We start from the raw sequence: 19,631 nt of genomic DNA, 5'->3' as shown, positions 1-19,631 counted from the left end.
AAAAATAAAGTTCCAATTTATTCAAGCTTATATCGATCTCCTAAATCATTAAGTTTAAAGATTCCCTCTTTACTAATTAACAAGCCCTTTCCTCTAATTGAATCCGTATCGGCATGAGGAAAATGAACGTCAATATTATACAACATCCGATTATGCTGAGCCTTTATATCTCTTTTAGTTGAATGTCCAATAATTAAGCTTTTAACTTGATAGTGATTAACAAGCTCAGTCATCTCATTCAAAATATTATCAGAAACCTTCCTTGTATTTTCTCTATACCAAAGTGGTCCCTCATAGGTCGAATATATTATTTTAGCTAAAGAGTCAGTTTGAATAATTGTATCGGGTTGAGCGTAATATTTTCGTGCAATCTGATTGATACGATCTAGTGTGAGATTTGTTGATATCAGTTTTGGACTGACACCACCATGTACAAATAGATTGTCGTTTATTATTTCCATCACATTCTTACTTCTCAACCATCGTCCAAGTTCACTATTTTCACCAATAAGATCATTTGAATAATCCAAGTCAAGAGATTTGGCTAATCGTGTATATTTAGAGCGAACATTTGCTATTGAACCTTTTAAGTTCATCGTCTCATGGTTTCCCATGATAAAGTGAACGCTACCGCCGAATTCTTGAGCCTGTTGTTCCAGTTTATAGATCAACCACAAGCATTGAGTCACATTCAAACCTCTATCAACAAAATCGCCGATTAAAACCAAGTTATTATGCCCAAAAGTCCAATTGCAATTCTGATCAATCACCTTAGCTGCTCGTAGAAGTTTATAAAAGGCATAGAAGTTTCCTTCAATATCAGAAACGGAAAAGACATCTCCCTCCAATTCGTACTTCGATTGTGGGATTTCAATAGTATCCATTAATTTGACTTCAAATTGCACCTGAGAAGGTAAATCATAACTGAATGAAGCAACTTGAAGGCTATCTGTGAATTCATTATTAGCTAGCTTATTATCTTGCACTTCAAATTCTCCAGAATTCTCTACAACCTGAATTAGTCTCACCGAATCCTTTTCAAAAATGCAATAAGGGCCATCAGTTGAGATATACGTTCTATGCTCAAAAGGAGTTGCATTTTTAAACTCTTCAAATTCGCTGAGATAAAATCTAAACCACAGCGCAAATATGCCAATGATTACTAGAATCGTTATACCTAAATATTTCAAAAAGTTTAATAATCGCATTGTATTTTATGGGTTTGTGTCTAATTATTAAAATGGGTATCCATCTTCAACATGAAGATAATACGCTCCTAATTATCCTCTATCTTTATCTACTTTCCTCTCTCCTTCTCCAACCAATCGTATAAGGTACGAGCTAAGGCCATTCTCTTATCCGAAAAGGAATGATCGCAAGCGTTCAGAACTATTATATCTTCTTCATTTATCTCATCGCAAAAACTCTTAAAAGCCCGCATGTTTTTCTTCTTACTAAAAATATGAAGGATATGATTGGAATAGTTCTTCAATGGTGCTTTTAAGTCCATTCCACTGTTCGTGATGATGCCATCAACAAAAGCTTTTCCCGACTCAATTTGAATACAAGGTCTTTGCTCCAGGTTTTGGATATAGGTCGACAATTCCTGCTCTGATTTCTGCTTAAGACTGTGATGACCATTCCAGGGATCAATGGAGATGATTCCCTTAACTTGGGAGAACTCTTGTCCAGCAAGAAGAGCGATATCTGCTCCCATACTAAAACCACATAAGTAGATCGCCTGACTGTCAACTCTCACATGCTTGCTATTTTTTGTCAGATAAGCAACAATGGCCTTTACATCTTGAATCGATTGCTTATAAGAAAACACACCTTTATTACCCCAAGTACCCGAATAGGAACAGAAAACCGTATTATAACCGGCTCGTCGTAAGATTTGTCCTGTTTCTTCATTCTTCTCAAAACCTGGATTACCATGCAGAAAGATGACCGTTGGTTTTGCATCTTTTCCCCTTGCCAGCAGAATCCTTCCAGCCAATGAATGATCACCCGAAGGTATCATTAAGGGTAAACTCATCGGACGTTCATTACGTTTGACAGCTATGGGATCTTCATTAAACAAAGCATATTTATCTCCAACAGAAACAAGTGTTTTAGTTTCTTCCTGGCAGCCCACAAACATGAAACTACTCATCAGTAATGCAATCGAAAATATCTTTTTCATCATGAACTCTTTTATTTAAAATAGCATCAAAAAATTAAATTATTAATCTATATAACTCCCTATTCCCATACTTTAAAATATTTCAAAACCTGTTCAATTTGATCCTCTGGATTTAAATAAAAATCTGGTGCAATACCATGCTTTTCAATAGCGTTCTTAGGTAAACCTTTAAATTTGGTAGTCGGTGCTTGAATATAAATTGAATCTTTTAATACCTCAAAAGCTCTACAATTACTGTAATCAATAGTTCCAGCTGTATTATCACCAAACACTTTGACTATTCCCCGATTTCAACTAAGTAATACTCATTAATTAATTTGACCCAGCAGATGAAGCTACCGTTGATGCAATAACAGCTCCCATTATTGCTGCCTGAACTTGCTTAATCGTTTTATCCAGAACATCAGCTATAGGACTATCTATCAATAAGTCTTTCAGTTCCTTTCTAAGCACCCTTAATTCAGATTTATCCGAAGCGAGTATTTTATGCATTTTGCAAGCCTCAATCAAACTTAAAATAACCACATTCTCTTTATTGAGTTTTCGATGAGTAAAAACATCTCTTCTTAATTCTTCAATCAAACTATCTCGCTTTACATTATCTTGCAAGTAAGTTTTCTTATAAGGTATCAGGCCCAAAAACCTCTTTTCTTCTATCCTTACTATTCTTTTATCAGATAAATCATTCAACACAGTCCATTTGTACTTTCTAGATTTTCGAGCCAACTTCGACATCCAATACCTAATCTTTCTAGGCTTTTCAGATTGACTAATTTGCAAGGCTATTTCTGATCGTATCAGATCATTAAATTCGATAGAGCCTTTCAAAACCAATCTATCATCTTCAACCTTAATTCTATCTTCCAAAGACATATCCAATAAGATTGCACCAATTAACCCATAATTGATATGTATATCCGAAATCATGAATTTCCCCTTTTGAGGGTGATGTGCTAGCACGAAAAATTTTTCTACTGAACTAAGATTCATATATGTCTCTTTTTTATCTTCAATTAATACCCCTTGATATTTAGTTTCGTTGCGACAACTATTCTACCTGATCCTTAATCCAAGTAGATATATCATTCAAAACCTCTTCTGAGATGGTTTCTTCAATGGATTCAACTTCGTCGATATAACCTGTTTCGCAATGCTGAAAGAAATGATTTAGATCTGGATAAGTTTTAATTTTGTAATTGGTCTTTCCACACGTGTTGAAGATTCGTTTAAAGCCAGATGTATTTAAATCCGCTAAAACCTGAGTATCCTTTTCACCATTCAGAACTAAAAAGGGTGCTTTCACTTTCGGAAGAAATTCGCTAGGCTGGTACCTTATAAAATATCTGAACCAGGGAATCATCATCTTCTTATACCGAGCTAAGACAGGTTTGGTGTCAAGGCTTTGAAAACCATCAACGGTCTTCAAACCAAAATATTCTTTAACGGGCGCGTCCTGACCTTCAAGCCAGGGACCAATTAGTGCCTGACTGATACTAACCTCAGCTAATCGATCATTTTCTTGATGGATGATAATGTTCATGGCTCTCTTATCGAAAGAGACAATCGTATCTACGGCTTTTGTAGGCAATGTTCGGACTAAGGCTTTCTTTATTTGTGAGCTCATTAGTCTATTTCCCGATACACCTACACCAGCCAATGAAACGATAAAAGCAAGATCATCTCGTTTAGAACCAATAATTGAAGCAATCAGACCACCTTCGCTGTGTCCAATCAAACCAATTTGTTGCGGATTGATATCTGCTCTGCTTTGCAGGTATTTTATACCCGCCACAACATCCAAGGCAAAATCATAAGATGTCGCCGTCTTCAATGATTCCAAACCTGTGGTAGCTCCTACACCTCTATCATCTACTCGTAAGACTGCGATACCTTGTCGAGTCAGATAATCAGCAATCACTAAAAAGGGTTGATGTCCCATGATGCTTTCATCTCGATCTTGCTGTCCACTGCCTGTAATTAGAATAGCTACAGGATGATTACCGCCAGTTTTAGGAAGACTTAGTGTGCCTCCAATGTGAATGCTCTTATCGTGATTAAAATAGGAGACTTCCTCTTGCTTATATGGCAAAGGTAGCTTGGGGGTTTGAGGTCTTTTGTGTTCAACTTTTCGTCTTAGGGTCAAAGGAAAGCTTTTACCCGATTGGAGCCAATGCCCTACGATAAGTGTATCGGCTTGCTTCACCCCAACAAATTGAGCTTGCAACATACCCGAATAGGCAACACGAATACTATCGCCAGAAATCTCACATTCTGATGATAGATAATCCACGACTCCCTGAACAGGGACATCAAGTAAACAAACATCCTGATTGAATTTTAAAACCAACTTCAGTTCGAAGCCTTGAACCAATAAAGCACCTTCCCATTTTGTGCCTTCTAGCTTATTTGCTGCCTCACTTGCATTCGAAAGACATAAGATTAATGTGAATAAGAGAATGAATTGTTTCATGTGTCAATAATTTGATTTTCATTTATCACATGGAAGTTGCCAAGACAGCCATCCCCTTTTTGTTTGGAATCCTTGCTAATGGCTCGTTTCATGTTTTATTTTATTATCTGTCAAAACAGAACTGACTGAATTATTTATTTTGAACTAGCAACTCCTAGTTCTGCCTTATTAAAAGAGATCGAGAAATGTTACACTTAAAGTCATCAAATTTATAAATGCATGAACAAATGAAGTCATCCAGAAGCTTGATTCTCTACGTTTCTGAAAGATTACGAATGTTAAAGCAAGAAATATACCTGCAGGTATAACTATTAAAGCGTATGTAATACTGAAACTTATATGCATCAATGAAAATATAATAACTGAAACTATAATCCCAATCAAGTTGGCATGCTTTTTTAATAACTTCTGAAATAAAAGAATGGGGATATATTGAGCTAGCAGTGTTTCAATAATAGGTGCAAATACAATAGCGACAAAAATGTATTCAACAGTGCCTAATGAATCCGGATCTATTCCACCTATATCATATATCCTAAATAGATAAAATATGGGTATATATATGAATTTTAATATAAACACCATAAATCCCGTAAGGAGAACAAATAAGAACGGATTCAAATTCGTCCAACTGATATACACTCTTTTAAATCTATACATATTCAAGAACATTATAATGATTCAGTAGGTTTACTTGAGGCACCTCATTATTAATCTAAAGATTTCAATAATTCAATGAGATGATGTCCATCTCCCATTTGCATATTGCCTTTTTCATTTTCTTCATAAGGTATACCTCCCTCAATGAATTTTAAAATACCATTACTATCTAAAAACAAATTCATTGGATAGGATTGAATACCTAACTCATCTATAAAGGCTCGGGCATTAACAAGATGCTTAAATTTAAAAGCATGTTGCTTTAGAAATAGATCGACATCTTTTTTCGTCTCATATGTAATAGATATAAAATTATAATCAGCCTTATACGTCTCAGCCATTAGATTCAAAGCAGGCATTTCAGCAATACAGGGAGCACAAGCTTTAAACCAAAAATTAATCAAAGTCGGTTTTCCTTTAAGACTTTCTGAATTAATCATTTTTCCGTTTAACGAACTTAAATTGAATTTTAAAAACGCCTTCCCTTTAAGAGCTGCGAGAGGGCTTTTTAAGAATTTATCTTTTGCTTTTTTATCTGCTATATCAAAACTAATTTTATGGATGATTGAATCACCCCTTCTCTCCGTTTCCTTAATCTTAATATTTACAAACATCTCTTTATTCAAGACCTTAGAATATTTTGTTTTCAGGCCATCACACATTTTATCAAGTTCAGCTTGCAACAACCTATTCTTACCATCCGTTGAATAATATTCCGTCTGAGCATAAACACCTGTTGTTACTGTTAACAATAGAATAATAATTAAATATTTCATGTTTTTTGTTTTTAAAAATATCCCAATTTGATTAATCAGGCTCATTATTACAACTAATGCTTTACATCTATCCAAATTTATGAAAATTAGAAAGCAAACAATATATTCACACATATTAAAATAGAAAGCAGATGTTAAATAGAATTCATCTATATAATTATGAATCAAAAAAGGTTAATTCTAAATAGGTAAAGCTTTAGGTGTCACGAAAAAAACAGAACTTTTGTTCGATCACAATGGGTTGTTGATGTACAAAACAAAAGCGAAGCCTGTGGGGCTTCGCTTAAGCGATATTTTTATTGATTTGAAATACCTCCTATTTATTTAAAGCCAAATCAAGTTTGCCTTTATCGAATTGGTATATTTTAACCATTTGGGCTTCCTCATAATTTTCCTTTAGGAAATTCTTTAGGTTTATGAATTCTGTAGCTTCGGAAACAGCATCTTTCGTATAATAACGCCCCTTACTGTAATAGACAGCATGAATCAACTTATCAGATTGGTTTGAAAAAGTAAGCAAAGCATTATCAGGTATTTTTGTCTTAAAATTCTGTTTAGAAAGCGTGTTAAAAGCCTTTACTTCTATAAAATAGTGATTCAGAATCTGACCTATGGTTTCTAAACCAATAAGCGTTCGTTTGTTGAACACTTCTTGCTTAGCCAGGCCATTATGAGCAAAAGAAAAACAATTCTGCCCTCTGATCTTCAAATCTTTAATATATTCTTTACGCTCAGTCAGACTAAACGAGCGTTTTTTATTTTCATCCCCCTTATTCGTGCTCTTAAAATTATACTTAAGATGTTCATTCTGAACCACAATCTTTAAGGTGTCATTCAACCATAAGGTGTGAACCACCGTATTATTTTCATTTACCTCAAGTGTATCGATCACACGTCCTACAATTCTTTCTTCGAGTATCGATTCATACTGGCAATAGCCCCCATACGACAGGGCTAATAAGGAAGAAAACATTATAAGCTTATAAAGTCGTCTCATACTAGTCGTTTTTATGTATTTAGCTTAGCTTCTCTTTGGGCATGCTATGCAAAATCAATGATTCCCTAAAGGGGGAAATTCATTAGTATTTTCTTTATTTTATCTTACGGAAGATAAACAAAATATTAGAGACAAACATAAAAAGATATACAGAACGGGCTCCCATTCATGTATAGATAGACTGAATCTCTATTAATTTCAATTTAGCGCATATTAACTTTGGTTTGCAAATGTCAATCCAATTTTAGCCTTTACCTGATCGATTATTGTTATTAGATCTAAGCTGAGCGCATGTGGTAATTTGGGGCTTTCAATCAACTTGTTTCTCAAACAACGGTTGACTTCTTCAATTTCGTAGATATAGCCATGCCCATGATACTTCAAGTCGAATTCCTCTGTCAACTCATCGTCATGATACAAAGATATTTTCTCGCTATGATGAAACCTGCTATGTAGCTTTATATAGCCCTTATTCCCATAAATATGAGCGGTAGTCGGTGTATCAGCCTCTACAGACGACTCCAAAATGGCTTTTGTGCCATTCTCATAACCAAAAAGCATTGAGCAATAAGAATCAACTCCTGTTTGGGCCATACGCGCTACCGCATTCATATGCGTAGGGAAACCTAAAGTGAGTAGACTTAAATATATGGGGTAGATACCAATATCCATTAGGGAGCCACCTCCCAAACTTTTATTAAAAACCCGGCTTTCTGGATCGAATTCGGCCTTGAAACCAAAATCAGCTTGCAGGTATTGGAGGTCACCAATCGATTTCTTTTGAAGCAGTTCAATTAATTTCTCTGTGGCTGGAATAAAACGGGTCCACAAACCTTCCATTAGAAACAGATTTCTCAACCTGGCTTCATTTATCATCGTCTTAACCTGTTGGGAATCCAAGCCCATTGGTTTCTCACATAATACCGACTTGTTATTCTTCAAGCAAAGCATGGTATTTTCAAAATGAAAGCTATGTGGCGTTGCAATATAAATCACATCAATATTATCATCCATAGCCATTTCTTCGTAAGAATGGTAATACTTTTGAGATTGGTAGTTCTCTCCAAAAGCTTTGGCCTTTTCCAGATTCCTTGAAGCTACAGCATAAAGTTCAGCGTCAGTAGATAGCTGCAGGTCACTAGCAAACTTGTTTGCAATTTTGCCTAAGCCCATTATTCCCCAGCGTGTTTTACTATTCATAAGGCTTTAATGCGTGTGTACTATTCTTCTGTATTTATGGAGCATAATATCGAAATTATTTAGTTTTAAACGCTTAAGGCTTATTTAAATCACCCAAAGCAAAACTGATTTAAGTCGGCTAAAGTCATCGGTCCTGCATGGCGTTTTATCTCAACACCATCCTTAATTAATACAAATTGAGGTAGACCTCTTATTTTAAAATGATTGATTATCTCTTTATTTGAATCAGCATTGACTTTAGCAACACGGATGTTCTTGGCATTATTAGCAAAATCTTTTATTACAGCATTCATCATGATACATGGACCACACCAATCTGCCCAAAAATCAATCAAGACCATTCCCTCTCTCTCTAATAACTGCTTACTGTTTTTATTCGTCATCTCATAAACCTGAAAACCGCCTTTGTTGCCCGATAAAGATTTAATAAGATACCTAAACGGCATAGAAAAGCCAGCTATTAGGGTCGATGAAATAAAAATGAATAATGCCATAACAAAATGCATGGTCGTCAATAGGCTTTTTCGATTATTAAAATTCGCTTCCGCTCTGTTCTGGTAGTCTATTATCTTCTCTCTAAGTCTCATATATTTTAACTAATCTTAATCAAACTGTAGTCTTGTTTTAATACTGTATCATGTTTCGCGTCTAGGGCGCCCTAAGACGGTAGCCTGTGCTTGGCATTATCAATCAACAAAAATGGTATAAATCCCTGTTTCAGTGCTCAAGCTAAACTCTACATTACCGATTTCAATTTCATTGTATCTCGTAAAGGAGCAACAGTCTTCACTTAATCTTTTAGCATCCACATAGAGATCAAATATATTTTCAGAGGCAATATTGATTCTGTAATTAACTATTTCCGTTTGCCAGCCAATCGTGTTTATCTCAATTAAATTGATGTCATTTTCCTCTATAAATATAAATTCAATACGATGATCTGAGGCATCTAAGACCTCTATATCATCTGAATTAAAGGTTCCGTTCGCAAATAGATTCTCTCCTGTATTACTATCGACCAATTCGAACACAAAATAATTTGGGGGCGTCATACATGCTCCACATTCTTCTTCATCAGAACATGCTGTCATCAATAAAAATGTAAAAACAAGAAAGGGTAAGATTAACTTTTTCATAGCTATTTGTATTTTAATGATTAGTTGATGAATGTCATTTGTAAGATAAAACCTAAGGGACTTATTCTATCTTATTCCTTTTATTAAATAGGCTTACAAATAAAAAACCAAAACCAGCAACAAACAAAGCTCCAGGGTAAAAACCAGATAAATATTGATCAATCACCTCATTACTGAGCCCTTTTAAAATCGTAAGTAAGATGGCAGAGCCAATCAAAAAACCCGAAAATAGATATATATTTCTTTTAGTCATATTCTATTGTTTTAAGTGATATTTAAAACCTAAGAGCCTTATTCAATTTTCTTCTTTTTATTTACAAAAGCTAAGATTAAAGCACTAAATCCAGCGCCAAACAAAGCTCCCGGAACAAATCTCTCATAATGTTGACTTATCAAATCGTAACCAAGTCCCTCTAAAACATCTATCGATATTGCAGACACAATCAATAAGCCTGCAAGAATGATTATATTTCTTTTACTCATAATTCTAATATTTAAGTGATATTAATTAGTTCTGCTCTAACTTGTTTTTTTTCTTTTCTTAAAACATTTCCAAGAAAGAGGCCAATTCCTGCACCCAACATAGCACCAGAAAGAAAATCGACAAGCTCTCCGTTAACGAACTCATTGTTAATGACTTCAAATACCTCTATTAACAAAAACAATCCAATAAAAACTGCCGAAACAGACAATGCTTTCCTTTTAGTCATATTCTATAATTTTAATTATTTAAATCTCCATCTCTGAACATACTGTCCAAGCAAATGTAGCAACTCCAATTAAACTCGACACCGTGGAGTACCCCGAATAATTGGGACGACACTCCTCCTCTGCGGGTGGGGAAACTTATTTACGGCTTCATTTTTTTTCTCATCTATTTTAAGGATTAATCCCCATCCTTATGTTTCGGGATGTTTGGAGGAGCTAGTTCTAATTCACCTTAAGCAAGAAAACAGCTCCAAAAATTAATCAATATAGTTTTACCTTTAAATACTAATTAGAGATGCTCAACAACCGATAATAATTTTTCTTTATTGGGCGTATAAACAAGAATGGTGTCCGTGTATTTATATGACTTTACAATACTTTTCAGATCAGGAAAGACAGCCGGTCTAGAGTAGCCATTTTTCGAATGGTAAAATCCATCTTTATAATAAAGACCATGAGTAAACACGCCTTTACACTTTAATGCTATCATGGCTTCGGGTGGCATAGCCGATCTCTTTCTTTTGTATTCTTTCCACGAGTATACCTTTCTATCAAGCTTGAATGTCTCTAATAAAAAATGATAAGTTTCTGCTTTAATAAAGGTTTCAGAGTCGAAAAATGGATGAGGATTGACCGCATTATGCTTACAAAACATTTCCATAGCATAAGAATAGCAGTTTTGCCCTGTAAATCTTTGGGAACTGTAAAAGAAAGCTGAATCCAGTTCGGATTTTGAAATCCTCCCTAGACTGATTTGTTTTTCCCAATTCAATTTCATTTCCCGGAACTCTTTGTCAATATCTCTGATATATTGACTAATTAAAATTGTCGTATCGAGAATGTGATAATTAATTAAACGATTGCTTTTTTTTAATTCTAATAATACGCTTACTTGGTTTTGCCTGAAATAGTATTTATAAGGCTTATCGTTCTTTTGAACATTATCTACGTAGCAAATTTTTGATTGCGAAGTACATGCCACTAATAAAAATAGTGTTGAAACCTGAAGAAAAACTTTGATATTTAATTTCATAAGGATTAATAAATTTTAAAATAAAGACAATATATAAATGCATAGTTTGATAAGCTCAACATTTACCCATCGCTAGAGCTTGCAGATCAATCAGGCTCCTATTTATTACATTTATTTATATCGTTTACTACTCAGTATGATTAGGCCTTTGTGGAACTCTTGTTGCAAAAACACCATGCCATTTATCATCAAGGAATGGCTTCGTTATTAAAGAATACTTATCCGATTTGTGAAAATGATAAATCAAATGAACATGAGAGAATCCATCAAGGTCTTTGAGTCCTTCCACAAATTTCTCTTCAATGGTAATCGTCCCTTTAATGCCTTTTGCGCCATGCGATTGAATGGGCATACCCTCTTTTGACTTATGAGGCGTATTTATGATTCCTATTGGTTCGTAGTTAATCGTCATAGTTGATTAAATATTTGAAAATTCAATTTTGCTAAATATTACTTTTTTTATTCCCACACAATACAATCGTACGGTAGCGGGTGTTTATTAATTGAATTAATTATAAAATCACTCGTCACTGCCATGATAATTTAGCTTTTATTGTGTGCTGAAACGTTTAAATCAACTCATTAATTGCTGCTCTAATCTCATTATCTATTACCCCTTTTTGATATCCCTTAATTACTTTTATTATTTTTCGTTCCTCATCTAAAATAAAAAACACAGGTACAGCTTTAATTTGATAATTTTCTTCAACTTTTTTTGTTCCATTAAAAAAGCTGTAGTTCATCTTGTTCTTTTCTGAATATTGCTGAAGTGTAGAGATTTGATCTTGCCAAGTTTCAATTGAAATCAGTTCAAAATCTTGATCTTTAAATTCTGTGACTAATCCTTTCATAAATGGGATGGAAGCTTGACAAGATCCACAACCTATACCCGTAAATTGAATTAGTAATACCTTGCTTTTAATTTCTGCAAGGTCAGTTATTATTCCCTTAGTATCAGCAAGTTTCCAACTTGGAGCAATCTTCCCGATCAATGAACTCGTCTTGTTTTTTTTTCTCGATTTAAACATATCTCCATAAAAGCTTATTTCAAAATCGGGCTGGAAATAATCTGATGCAATAAAGTTCTCAATTTTTAATTTATTGAGTTCATATTCATGTCTGGTATTTACAGATATACTATGAGCCATTTCTCGTCTTACACGATAAGGCAAATAGTCTTCTTTTTTTATCCAAATTTCATATTTGGAGGTATTATTACCAAAGGTGTATTGATTTTCAACATAAGAGGCTCGCCCAAAGAATTCAACTTGTTTGTCTTCATTAATCAACAAGCTGAAATAGAGAGAGTCTCCCATATCTTTTATTTTAGTAGAGATACTATCCTGAGTCTCAAGAGCATATTTAATTATACTCTTCGTATAATTAAAAAAAGGAGGAGATACCAGCCTGAAAGGAGCCCTATTTATTTTGAAGCTATCAACAACCAATTTATTTTCATCTTCATAAACCAATACTCTCATTTTACCATCATAGCAAAAAGTCATCTGGGTAGTATCCTCCCTACAGAAACTCACATAACTCGCCCCAATAGTTGAATCTTTAGGGTTATCGTATTCTTTAAACATAGAATTATTAATATATGCTGGCGAAGAAGACCCAGGGACATATGCTTCAGACGTAATGAAATATTTAGCTGATTGTATCTGTTCTAAATTCTTTAAAACTCTATTCAAACAAGCACTTTTATCATCCTTACTCTTAAAACTATTTGCTATTAGAATCGTTAAAATAAGAATCGGAATTAGTTTTAAAATGGTTTTCTTCATAATGAACGGTATTTTATTTTGGTGCACAAGCTGTGTGTAAACGTGAGTCCATTTGAGTCAATTAAGAATCCAGCTTTTTGTCAAACAGTTTTTTAATTCCAATAATACCAGTCAGGCCAAAAAACAAAACACATATAGCACCAATACTTTTAATTACAATTGGATCTCTTAAAAATTTTAAGGGGAAATCTTGATATAGATCGGGATTAAAGAAAATCCAAATTCCTGCTATAATAAATATTAAAGAACCAGCAATAAGTCGATAAATTTTGTTTTTGCTAAATGGGATTTCAATTTTTTCTTTCATTTTTTAGTTTTGTTTAAATGCAAGGTGACGGTCTTGCTATAGAGGCAAGCCGTATTTTTAAATAACGAACACCTTATAAAATCTTAATTTGTCAGTAATAAATTTGTTTATATTTTGAACAAGCCCATTTTTAGTGACTTGTTCAAAATATTCGTTACCGCCCATGGAATTGAGCTTTTGTTAGCAAACGTAATTTCAGTTTGCCTTAAAGTTTGTTTCTATATACTGTTTGAGTTCGTGATTAATAATATCAATTTGATTAACTCGTCTTATTTTATTTCCAACCAACTTAATATCAAGAAAGTTATTACCAAATCTTTGTTTTAATTCCAAGGATTTAATATTAGCAATTTTGATTTCATTCTTAGTGCTTCTAAAGAATGTCAAAATTAAAATTACAAAATGGCCAATGCCTATAAATAAACCAGTCCATAGTAAAAATTGGTCACCGGTTTTCATGAATCTCAAAACTGACATTATCCCATAAAAAGTCCAAAGACTAGATGTGAAAACTCGGAGCCAATATTGTTTTTTTGCATTGTCTAATATGATTATTCCTTCATCATCAAATGAAATCTCACCATTCTTAAGTTTATATATCTGTTTCATTGGGGGTATGTTTTTTTTATGTTTGCTAACGTATGTGTAAACGTAAGTCTATACGTTTATATCACTTATCTATTTAATAAAACTGCATTGCCCCACCCATATAGGCCTGGTAAATGTAAGTTGTTTTTTTCAAGTCTACCAAATTTATGAAAATTAGAAAGCAAACAATAAATTAAGTTAAAGTAAAGTACACCACACACATAAAATAGAATGAATCTACACAATTACGAATATCAAACTAGAACTTACATTTTGATAATGAGTAGAAAAGCACCACTTAATTCCGAAAATATGAAGGCGAAAGCATAACTAGAATACCATATTTAATTGTAGACTGACGTCTGCCATTTCCTGCTTGCTAATTGCTAGAGTATGACAAAATAAATATTTGAGGGTCTCCCTTTTTCATTCCCGGATTCTCGGGACCAGTAATTTAATATCTGCGATCATCAGCACAGTCTATGATGAATCTTTTCAATCATATTTCATCATTTTAAATCAGCGTCGAAACATTTTTAGAATTATCGCTCATTTGCGAAGTCTGCGAGAGATCAGTTTGAATTGAACCTTTTTCCAAAAAATCTGGTTGAGGTATTTCATAAAATAAGACTTATTACTAGCTGAGGGGATAAAATATCCCCAAGTCTAAACCTGCAGATAAGATATCTACAGGAGCTAATCTAAAACCCGATAGCATCTTTTTTTGACCTACTGGCATTTCACGAATGAGAGCTTGAACGCTTCCTCTAAAAGTCTGGGAATAAAGCCCGAATTCCACACAAATCATAACACCGCACTATAGAGCGATGTTTATGATATCGAATTAATAAATTCAAAGAATCCACCTGTTTTTAGAATAGCTTTTGTGCGACTATCATTAATATCTGTGGTAATCTACTTAAATCGGCGGGAGTAATAATAGAGATAGTTTTAAGTCGACTGCTCTTTTAATTCTAGGCTCATCTGCGCAATCTATGATGACCCTTTTCAATCTTATTTCATCATCTTAAATCTGCGTCGAAACATATTTGAATTATTGCTCGCCTGCGCAATTTACGGGAAATCAATTTAGATTTAGACTTACCCTAACATTTACAGCTTGCTTATTGTCATACCGGTAGCTATCTGGACATATCTGTTAAAATCAAAAAGCTAAATCGGAAGCACAAAGCTGAGGAGGTTCTTTTTAAATAACTAAAACACAGCCATTAGAACTGGATAGACTCTAAAAGGTTACTTGTTTGTACAGCACTAGCTTTTTTGGCTCCACCAATAGCATATATCTTAGTCCCTATAGTTGCTGCCCCTAAACCATGTCTTGGAGTAAGCATTGGGACGGATGCTGACCATTGATCAGACACAGGGTTGTAACACCAGCATTCTTTGAATACACCACCTCTATTATCAAAATATTCCCCACCGAAAGCATATAGTTTACCACCTATCGTAGCAGCGGCTAGGCCTGCCTGGCCTTGTGGCATGGGGCTGCCATTTCTCCATTTATCTTCTTTAGGATCATAGATTTCAAGACTGGAAACATTGGTGCCCCCCATCCTTCTTCCCCCTGCAACATAAAAAAGACCATCTATCACAGCACCTGCCGCACTATTCCGTTTACTTAATGCTGGAGCAGCTAGATCCCAGGAATTTAAGCCTACATCATATATTAAGTGTGAATTTGTATCTTCATGATCGTTATATTCAGAATTTGGTAAGCCTTTGGGTTGGCGACCTCCTACAATATGAATTAAGTCTCCCAGACTAGCAGAAACAGTTTCAGCATTTTTTCTAGGTGCAGAATTCATGACCTCCCAGGAATTATTTTCATAATCAAACTTCCAGGCTTGTTGTTCCATCATCCATAGTTGATTTTCTGACTTTGCTTTAAAACCTCCAAAAGCATAGAGCTTTCCTTGATGACTGACGAGTTGAAGATGGTGACGGGGCTCGGGAATTGGGGCCATAGCTTTCCAAATATTGACTTTAGGGTCAAACACAATGTGATTTGAGGAAACGCCTATTATGCCATTATTATCAATGAAGCCACCAGCAAGGTGAATTTTATTATTCAAAACGCTACAATATATCTCTTGAAGTTTGTACGGCATACTGGTTTCCTTTTGCCACTCTTTATTAGAAGGAATAACATCACTGTCTCCATTACCATTATCGGTACTGTCATTATCACTGTTACTGCTGCTACCAGTGCATGAAAGACCATTTCCTAATACAATAAAAGTTACAGATGCACCTAACTTCTTAACAAAAGTTCGTCTAGATTTGTTTAAGTCTGTTTTGTCCATAATAATTCGATTTATTGAACTTAGCTTATTGGTATATGTAGGTCTATGCGTTTATTTCCTATTTATTAGAATTGCATTCACTCACCCCTATTGGCATGACAAAAAGCCAGATATCTATTTAAAGCCTATCAAATTTTGAAAAACGAATAGCAAGCAATAAGTTACAACAAAATAAGGCATATCGCAATCACCAAAGAAGCTTACCTGGTTATGAACCTAATATTTTATTTGGTATAGTAAGTGTTCGGCTTAAATCATAAAAATCTGCGTCGTAACATTTTGAATTAGCGCTCATTTGCGAAGTCTGTAAGAGATCAATTTAGTCATACCCTATCATGTGCAGCTTCCTTATAATCAGCAATCACACTGTCTATTGTAATACGCCACAACCTCGACTGCGCTCATCTTACTTATCTGCGGGAAAATCAAAACACAGGTTTTAGTCCTACCCTGACATTTACAGCTTGCATATAGTTAGAGTATGAATGGGGTATTGTTCTGCGAAAATCTGCTAATCTACGGAGATCAGTTTTAATTAGTAGAAAGCAATTTGAAATCCTGATGCAGCAAGCGTAGTTCTTTATAACTTCGAACCAATGTTAGTAAAAGTTTTGCCCATCCGATAACACCTGATATCGCGCGTTTAAAAATTTTAAATATCCAAGCAATTATTCTACATCCAATGCTAAAAGCTTTAGATTGGTTTTGAAAGCCTTCTATGGCCTTTTGTGCATTTGTATCAGTCATACCAGTGGAAATAAGAACGAGCGAATCCATATCCTTCGAAAATGTACAATGCATCTGGGGCGTATTTAATTCACCCTTACAATAAATACCAATGGATTTTACGACGGCTGAAATGCCACCTTTAACGATTTTGTATGCTTTTGTTGCAAAACGAAAAAAGCCCTTAAAAACGTTGTCTCTTATCGCATAAAAAACCTTCTTACCAAGCTTCTTTAACCATCTCCAAAGCCTTTTCATCCCATCCCAAAGTCTCAGTCCTTTCTTCTTGACATATGTCCAGGCCTTCTCTATTTCCTGCTGAGAATTCATTTCTGCAGCAATCTCAGCACTCACATCTTCCTCCATATCCTCATTAACATCGACACATATTTCATCAATACTAAGGAAGATATCGGGTCTAATCTTTTTAGCGAGCTCTGTAGCTTCCGATTTACTCTTATTCATGAAAGTCTGATAAAAGGAAATCATTTCAGTATACAGATCACTTCCCAAATCGATGGTATAATTATTAATGCCATCAATTCTAACATTAAAACCGTGTAACCACAATTCTACTTTTACCGTATTTACAATAAACTTCTGAGCCAGAATGACCCTATCGTTTTTACCTTGGCTATTCAAGAGGAAAGATTCTCCGCCAGGAGAAGACCGCTTACTAATTGCTTTTGTCAAGCGTTCCTGATCGAAAAAAAGAGAAATCGTATCGTAATTGAATCCTATAGGTAAGGCATGACCGATCATGAATATTTGCAGAACGCTACGAAAATTTTTGAGAGCTCCTGTTCCAAGTAATTTGAAATTTTTGTTAGGTTTGTTTCTATAGAGTCCAATACTCCATAGCCTAAGCTGAATAGCACGATGAAGGGCATATTTTCTTTTTTCATCAATTGCATCGCCTGCAAACCAAAAATCTTTCTTCAGTTCAGCCTCAAAGCTCACCAGCTCATGCAGAGCATACCAAGTCTTGTTACCAACCCAATTGTCTTGTTTCAAATTCGCTTCAAGTTGAAATTGTCTGACGCCAGTTTTAATCTCTACAAGTCTTTTCTCTATCTTTTTTTTAGGTATTTTCTTTTTGAGATAGCCCAACAGATAGAGACGGGAAGCTATCGTTTGAAGTCTGATTTGTTGAGCCTTGTAATTGTAAGTCTCCAACTCATTCGAAGGCACATCATTGATAACGCCTTGCTGTCTGGCATCTTCGAGTATATCATCAAACTGCCCTAACTGACTGATCCTGTCACCAGCTAGAGCAGTATGCTTGTAATTCGGTAAGGTGGTATTTTCTGAACTCATTGTTTATTAAAAAATATCTTTAAACAAAGTAAGTAGGCCAAGTCGGGTGTCGATTCCAGATTGTACCGCATTCTTATGAACCTCCAATGCTAATTGAGGGATATCATCCAGTTCTTGTTTGATAAAATTATAAGAATCGCCGTCGAATTGAGCCAATGTTTCTGCAACCAGTGTGATTTTACCCTCACTAACTGCCGTTTTTACAAGTTGCCTGATGTCGTCGTAAGATTGACTGCCATCAATTGTTGAGTTCACCTCTCCACTATAGGTTTGTACATGAAGTGAAGTTAAATCTTTAACGGCATCGTCGAGTTTACTTAATGCGCTTTTAAGTCCCATTACCTTATAAATTTAATTAGTAAAATGATTTTCGTATTATTGGCTTTCCAATCAATCTATAAATTTAATTATTACAATTCAACATTCCCATTTTTTTTTGTAAAACAAATGTAAAGAGTGGTTAAAGTTTGGCTGATTACCACTGGAGCAAATACAGAATGAAAGTCACACATTATCAAACTCTTAGTGCTAATAGGATTTCTTAGAGGAAATTGATGTTTATGAATCTTCAAAATAGTATTTAAGTTTTTTCTCTAAAGATATGGTCCTTGAATTTTTTAAGTATAAGAAAGGCTGCTAATCGGGGATTGGCAGCCTTTTGTTATGTTTTACGGTATGTATAAAAAGCGGTTAAATGATTTTCACACATTGTTGTGGGCTTTATTTGTTTAATAGGTTTTCTTGTAAGAACATAGCAACAGCCTCTGTCATTCGATCTCTGTTTTCTTTTTTTCTAAACCCATGACCTTCATCTTTGGCAAGCATATACCAGACTTTTCCATTATTCTCCCTAATTGATTTTACCATTTGTTCAGATTCACTAGCCGGAACGCGTGGATCATTAGCTCCTTGTATTACAAAAAGAGGTTTTGTGAACTCATCAACATGATTTGTTGGTGAAATTGACAATAAATATTCTCTCATTTTCGGGTCTCTTTCGTCACCATATTCCGCCCTCCTTAAATCTCTTCTATATTCTTCCGTATTTTCTAGAAAAGTAACAAAATTGCTTATTCCGACTATGTCAATCCCACACTTCAATTTATCATTGAAATTATACATAGAAGATAATACCATGTATCCTCCATAGGAACCTCCAAATACGGCAATTCTATCTTTATCAAACTCCGGCTTTTTCTCAATCCATTCTAGTAATTCCCCTATGTCTTTGACTGAATTTTCTCTATTAAAACCGTTGTCAAGTTTCAAGTAGGTCTTACCATATCCTGATGATCCGCGAACATTAGGAGCAATAACTGCAATGCCCATTTCATTTGCTAAAAAAGCATAAAATGATGAGAAATAAGGGGTATGTTGACCTTCTGGGCCACCATGTATGGAAATCATTACAGGGAGC

At 34.7% G+C, this 19,631-nt stretch carries 23 protein-coding genes; all 23 read right to left on the bottom strand.

What is annotated here, in order from left to right:
• Positions 1–17: 17 nt before the first annotated feature.
• The 23 genes from ACXR6G_RS05725 to ACXR6G_RS05615 all read right to left on the bottom strand — a co-directional run bounded on the left by ACXR6G_RS05725 (position 18) and on the right by ACXR6G_RS05615 (position 19,621).
• A complete protein-coding gene (locus tag ACXR6G_RS05725; RefSeq protein ID WP_458360446.1) occupies positions 18–1,208 on the bottom strand; it encodes a metallophosphoesterase in 1,191 nt (396 codons plus the stop codon).
• An 89-nt stretch (positions 1,209–1,297) separates the two neighbouring features.
• The gene (locus ACXR6G_RS05720) at positions 1,298–2,188 is read right to left on the bottom strand and encodes a hypothetical protein (protein WP_458360445.1); all 891 of its coding nucleotides are present in this window, start codon (positions 2,186–2,188) and stop codon (positions 1,298–1,300) included.
• Between the two features lie 56 nt (positions 2,189–2,244).
• Positions 2,245–2,457 carry a hypothetical protein gene (locus ACXR6G_RS05715; RefSeq protein WP_458360444.1) on the bottom strand — a complete coding sequence of 71 codons (213 nt, stop codon included), beginning with the start codon at positions 2,455–2,457 and terminating at the stop codon, positions 2,245–2,247.
• Between the two features lie 40 nt (positions 2,458–2,497).
• Positions 2,498–3,175 carry a GOLPH3/VPS74 family protein gene (locus ACXR6G_RS05710; protein ID WP_458360443.1) on the bottom strand — a complete coding sequence of 226 codons (678 nt, stop codon included), beginning with the start codon at positions 3,173–3,175 and terminating at the stop codon, positions 2,498–2,500.
• A 58-nt stretch (positions 3,176–3,233) separates the two neighbouring features.
• Positions 3,234–4,655 (bottom strand): alpha/beta hydrolase family protein, encoded by a 1,422-nt coding sequence (locus ACXR6G_RS05705; protein WP_458360442.1) that lies wholly within the window; start codon positions 4,653–4,655, stop codon positions 3,234–3,236.
• Positions 4,656–4,823: 168 nt separating this feature from the next.
• A complete protein-coding gene (locus ACXR6G_RS05700; protein WP_458360441.1) occupies positions 4,824–5,315 on the bottom strand; it encodes a CPBP family intramembrane glutamic endopeptidase in 492 nt (163 codons plus the stop codon).
• A 50-nt stretch (positions 5,316–5,365) separates the two neighbouring features.
• On the bottom strand, positions 5,366–6,091 hold the full coding sequence (locus ACXR6G_RS05695) for a TlpA family protein disulfide reductase (protein WP_458360440.1): 726 nt from the start codon (positions 6,089–6,091) through the stop codon (positions 5,366–5,368).
• Between the two features lie 316 nt (positions 6,092–6,407).
• Positions 6,408–7,088 (bottom strand): hypothetical protein, encoded by a 681-nt coding sequence (locus ACXR6G_RS05690; protein ID WP_458360439.1) that lies wholly within the window; start codon positions 7,086–7,088, stop codon positions 6,408–6,410.
• 213 nt (positions 7,089–7,301) lie between these two features.
• Positions 7,302–8,288, bottom strand: a complete 987-nt coding sequence (locus ACXR6G_RS05685) for a Gfo/Idh/MocA family protein (protein WP_458360438.1) — start codon at positions 8,286–8,288, stop codon at positions 7,302–7,304.
• An 89-nt stretch (positions 8,289–8,377) separates the two neighbouring features.
• A complete protein-coding gene (locus tag ACXR6G_RS05680) occupies positions 8,378–8,875 on the bottom strand; it encodes a thioredoxin family protein (protein ID WP_458360437.1) in 498 nt (165 codons plus the stop codon).
• Positions 8,876–8,974: 99 nt separating this feature from the next.
• Positions 8,975–9,424 carry a hypothetical protein gene (locus ACXR6G_RS05675; protein ID WP_458360436.1) on the bottom strand — a complete coding sequence of 150 codons (450 nt, stop codon included), beginning with the start codon at positions 9,422–9,424 and terminating at the stop codon, positions 8,975–8,977.
• A gap of 61 nt (positions 9,425–9,485) precedes the next feature.
• Positions 9,486–9,677: a hypothetical protein gene (locus tag ACXR6G_RS05670; RefSeq protein ID WP_458360435.1), complete on the bottom strand. Its 192-nt coding sequence runs from the start codon at positions 9,675–9,677 to the stop codon at positions 9,486–9,488.
• A 38-nt stretch (positions 9,678–9,715) separates the two neighbouring features.
• Positions 9,716–9,907, bottom strand: coding sequence for a hypothetical protein (locus tag ACXR6G_RS05665; protein WP_458360434.1), 192 nt, complete (start codon positions 9,905–9,907; stop codon positions 9,716–9,718).
• Between the two features lie 11 nt (positions 9,908–9,918).
• Positions 9,919–10,134 carry a hypothetical protein gene (locus tag ACXR6G_RS05660; protein ID WP_458360433.1) on the bottom strand — a complete coding sequence of 72 codons (216 nt, stop codon included), beginning with the start codon at positions 10,132–10,134 and terminating at the stop codon, positions 9,919–9,921.
• 287 nt (positions 10,135–10,421) lie between these two features.
• Positions 10,422–11,165 carry a hypothetical protein gene (locus ACXR6G_RS05655; protein ID WP_458360432.1) on the bottom strand — a complete coding sequence of 248 codons (744 nt, stop codon included), beginning with the start codon at positions 11,163–11,165 and terminating at the stop codon, positions 10,422–10,424.
• 127 nt (positions 11,166–11,292) lie between these two features.
• On the bottom strand, positions 11,293–11,577 hold the full coding sequence (locus ACXR6G_RS05650; protein ID WP_458360431.1) for a TrmO family methyltransferase domain-containing protein: 285 nt from the start codon (positions 11,575–11,577) through the stop codon (positions 11,293–11,295).
• Positions 11,578–11,734: 157 nt separating this feature from the next.
• Entirely contained in the window at positions 11,735–12,952 is a 1,218-nt protein-coding gene (locus tag ACXR6G_RS05645; RefSeq protein ID WP_458360430.1) for a TlpA family protein disulfide reductase, read from the bottom strand.
• Between the two features lie 61 nt (positions 12,953–13,013).
• The gene (locus ACXR6G_RS05640) at positions 13,014–13,259 is read right to left on the bottom strand and encodes an STM3941 family protein (protein ID WP_458360429.1); all 246 of its coding nucleotides are present in this window, start codon (positions 13,257–13,259) and stop codon (positions 13,014–13,016) included.
• Between the two features lie 195 nt (positions 13,260–13,454).
• Complete coding sequence (locus tag ACXR6G_RS05635; protein WP_458360428.1) at positions 13,455–13,868, bottom strand: hypothetical protein; 414 nt, start codon at positions 13,866–13,868, stop codon at positions 13,455–13,457.
• A 1,208-nt stretch (positions 13,869–15,076) separates the two neighbouring features.
• Positions 15,077–16,171: a Kelch repeat-containing protein gene (locus tag ACXR6G_RS05630; RefSeq protein ID WP_458360427.1), complete on the bottom strand. Its 1,095-nt coding sequence runs from the start codon at positions 16,169–16,171 to the stop codon at positions 15,077–15,079.
• Between the two features lie 531 nt (positions 16,172–16,702).
• The gene (locus ACXR6G_RS05625) at positions 16,703–18,214 is read right to left on the bottom strand and encodes a peptidoglycan-binding domain-containing protein (RefSeq protein ID WP_458360426.1); all 1,512 of its coding nucleotides are present in this window, start codon (positions 18,212–18,214) and stop codon (positions 16,703–16,705) included.
• A 6-nt stretch (positions 18,215–18,220) separates the two neighbouring features.
• Positions 18,221–18,553 (bottom strand): hypothetical protein, encoded by a 333-nt coding sequence (locus tag ACXR6G_RS05620; RefSeq protein ID WP_458360425.1) that lies wholly within the window; start codon positions 18,551–18,553, stop codon positions 18,221–18,223.
• Between the two features lie 381 nt (positions 18,554–18,934).
• Positions 18,935–19,621 carry an alpha/beta hydrolase family protein gene (locus tag ACXR6G_RS05615; protein WP_458360424.1) on the bottom strand — a complete coding sequence of 229 codons (687 nt, stop codon included), beginning with the start codon at positions 19,619–19,621 and terminating at the stop codon, positions 18,935–18,937.
• Between the last annotated feature and the right edge of the window lie 10 nt (positions 19,622–19,631).

Source organism: Ancylomarina sp. YFZ004 (assembly GCF_054254355.1).
The sequence above is the reverse complement of the archived record's forward strand: the minus strand, read 5'-3'. Positions and strand labels throughout refer to the sequence as shown.

Excerpts from the sequence above, each read along its gene's own strand:
- ACXR6G_RS05675 (WP_458360436.1), bottom strand. The coding sequence starts at position 9,424 with ATGAAAAAGTTAATCTTACCCTTTCTTGTTTTTACATTTTTATTGATG.
- ACXR6G_RS05650 (WP_458360431.1), bottom strand. The coding sequence starts at position 11,577 with ATGACGATTAACTACGAACCAATAGGAATCATAAATACGCCTCATAAG.
- ACXR6G_RS05640 (WP_458360429.1), bottom strand. The coding sequence starts at position 13,259 with ATGAAAGAAAAAATTGAAATCCCATTTAGCAAAAACAAAATTTATCGA.
- ACXR6G_RS05720 (WP_458360445.1), bottom strand. The coding sequence starts at position 2,188 with ATGATGAAAAAGATATTTTCGATTGCATTACTGATGAGTAGTTTCATG.
- ACXR6G_RS05625 (WP_458360426.1), bottom strand. The coding sequence starts at position 18,214 with ATGAGTTCAGAAAATACCACCTTACCGAATTACAAGCATACTGCTCTA.
- ACXR6G_RS05710 (WP_458360443.1), bottom strand. The coding sequence starts at position 3,175 with ATGAATCTTAGTTCAGTAGAAAAATTTTTCGTGCTAGCACATCACCCT.
- ACXR6G_RS05660 (WP_458360433.1), bottom strand. The coding sequence starts at position 10,134 with ATGACTAAAAGGAAAGCATTGTCTGTTTCGGCAGTTTTTATTGGATTG.
- ACXR6G_RS05635 (WP_458360428.1), bottom strand. The coding sequence starts at position 13,868 with ATGAAACAGATATATAAACTTAAGAATGGTGAGATTTCATTTGATGAT.
- ACXR6G_RS05630 (WP_458360427.1), bottom strand. The coding sequence starts at position 16,171 with ATGGACAAAACAGACTTAAACAAATCTAGACGAACTTTTGTTAAGAAG.
- ACXR6G_RS05615 (WP_458360424.1), bottom strand. The coding sequence starts at position 19,621 with ATGATTTCCATACATGGTGGCCCAGAAGGTCAACATACCCCTTATTTC.
- ACXR6G_RS05700 (WP_458360441.1), bottom strand. The coding sequence starts at position 5,315 with ATGTATAGATTTAAAAGAGTGTATATCAGTTGGACGAATTTGAATCCG.
- ACXR6G_RS05690 (WP_458360439.1), bottom strand. The coding sequence starts at position 7,088 with ATGAGACGACTTTATAAGCTTATAATGTTTTCTTCCTTATTAGCCCTG.
- ACXR6G_RS05680 (WP_458360437.1), bottom strand. The coding sequence starts at position 8,875 with ATGAGACTTAGAGAGAAGATAATAGACTACCAGAACAGAGCGGAAGCG.
- ACXR6G_RS05725 (WP_458360446.1), bottom strand. The coding sequence starts at position 1,208 with ATGCGATTATTAAACTTTTTGAAATATTTAGGTATAACGATTCTAGTA.
- ACXR6G_RS05665 (WP_458360434.1), bottom strand. The coding sequence starts at position 9,907 with ATGAGTAAAAGAAATATAATCATTCTTGCAGGCTTATTGATTGTGTCT.
- ACXR6G_RS05705 (WP_458360442.1), bottom strand. The coding sequence starts at position 4,655 with ATGAAACAATTCATTCTCTTATTCACATTAATCTTATGTCTTTCGAAT.
- ACXR6G_RS05620 (WP_458360425.1), bottom strand. The coding sequence starts at position 18,553 with ATGGGACTTAAAAGCGCATTAAGTAAACTCGACGATGCCGTTAAAGAT.
- ACXR6G_RS05695 (WP_458360440.1), bottom strand. The coding sequence starts at position 6,091 with ATGAAATATTTAATTATTATTCTATTGTTAACAGTAACAACAGGTGTT.
- ACXR6G_RS05645 (WP_458360430.1), bottom strand. The coding sequence starts at position 12,952 with ATGAAGAAAACCATTTTAAAACTAATTCCGATTCTTATTTTAACGATT.
- ACXR6G_RS05655 (WP_458360432.1), bottom strand. The coding sequence starts at position 11,165 with ATGAAATTAAATATCAAAGTTTTTCTTCAGGTTTCAACACTATTTTTA.
- ACXR6G_RS05685 (WP_458360438.1), bottom strand. The coding sequence starts at position 8,288 with ATGAATAGTAAAACACGCTGGGGAATAATGGGCTTAGGCAAAATTGCA.
- ACXR6G_RS05670 (WP_458360435.1), bottom strand. The coding sequence starts at position 9,677 with ATGACTAAAAGAAATATATATCTATTTTCGGGTTTTTTGATTGGCTCT.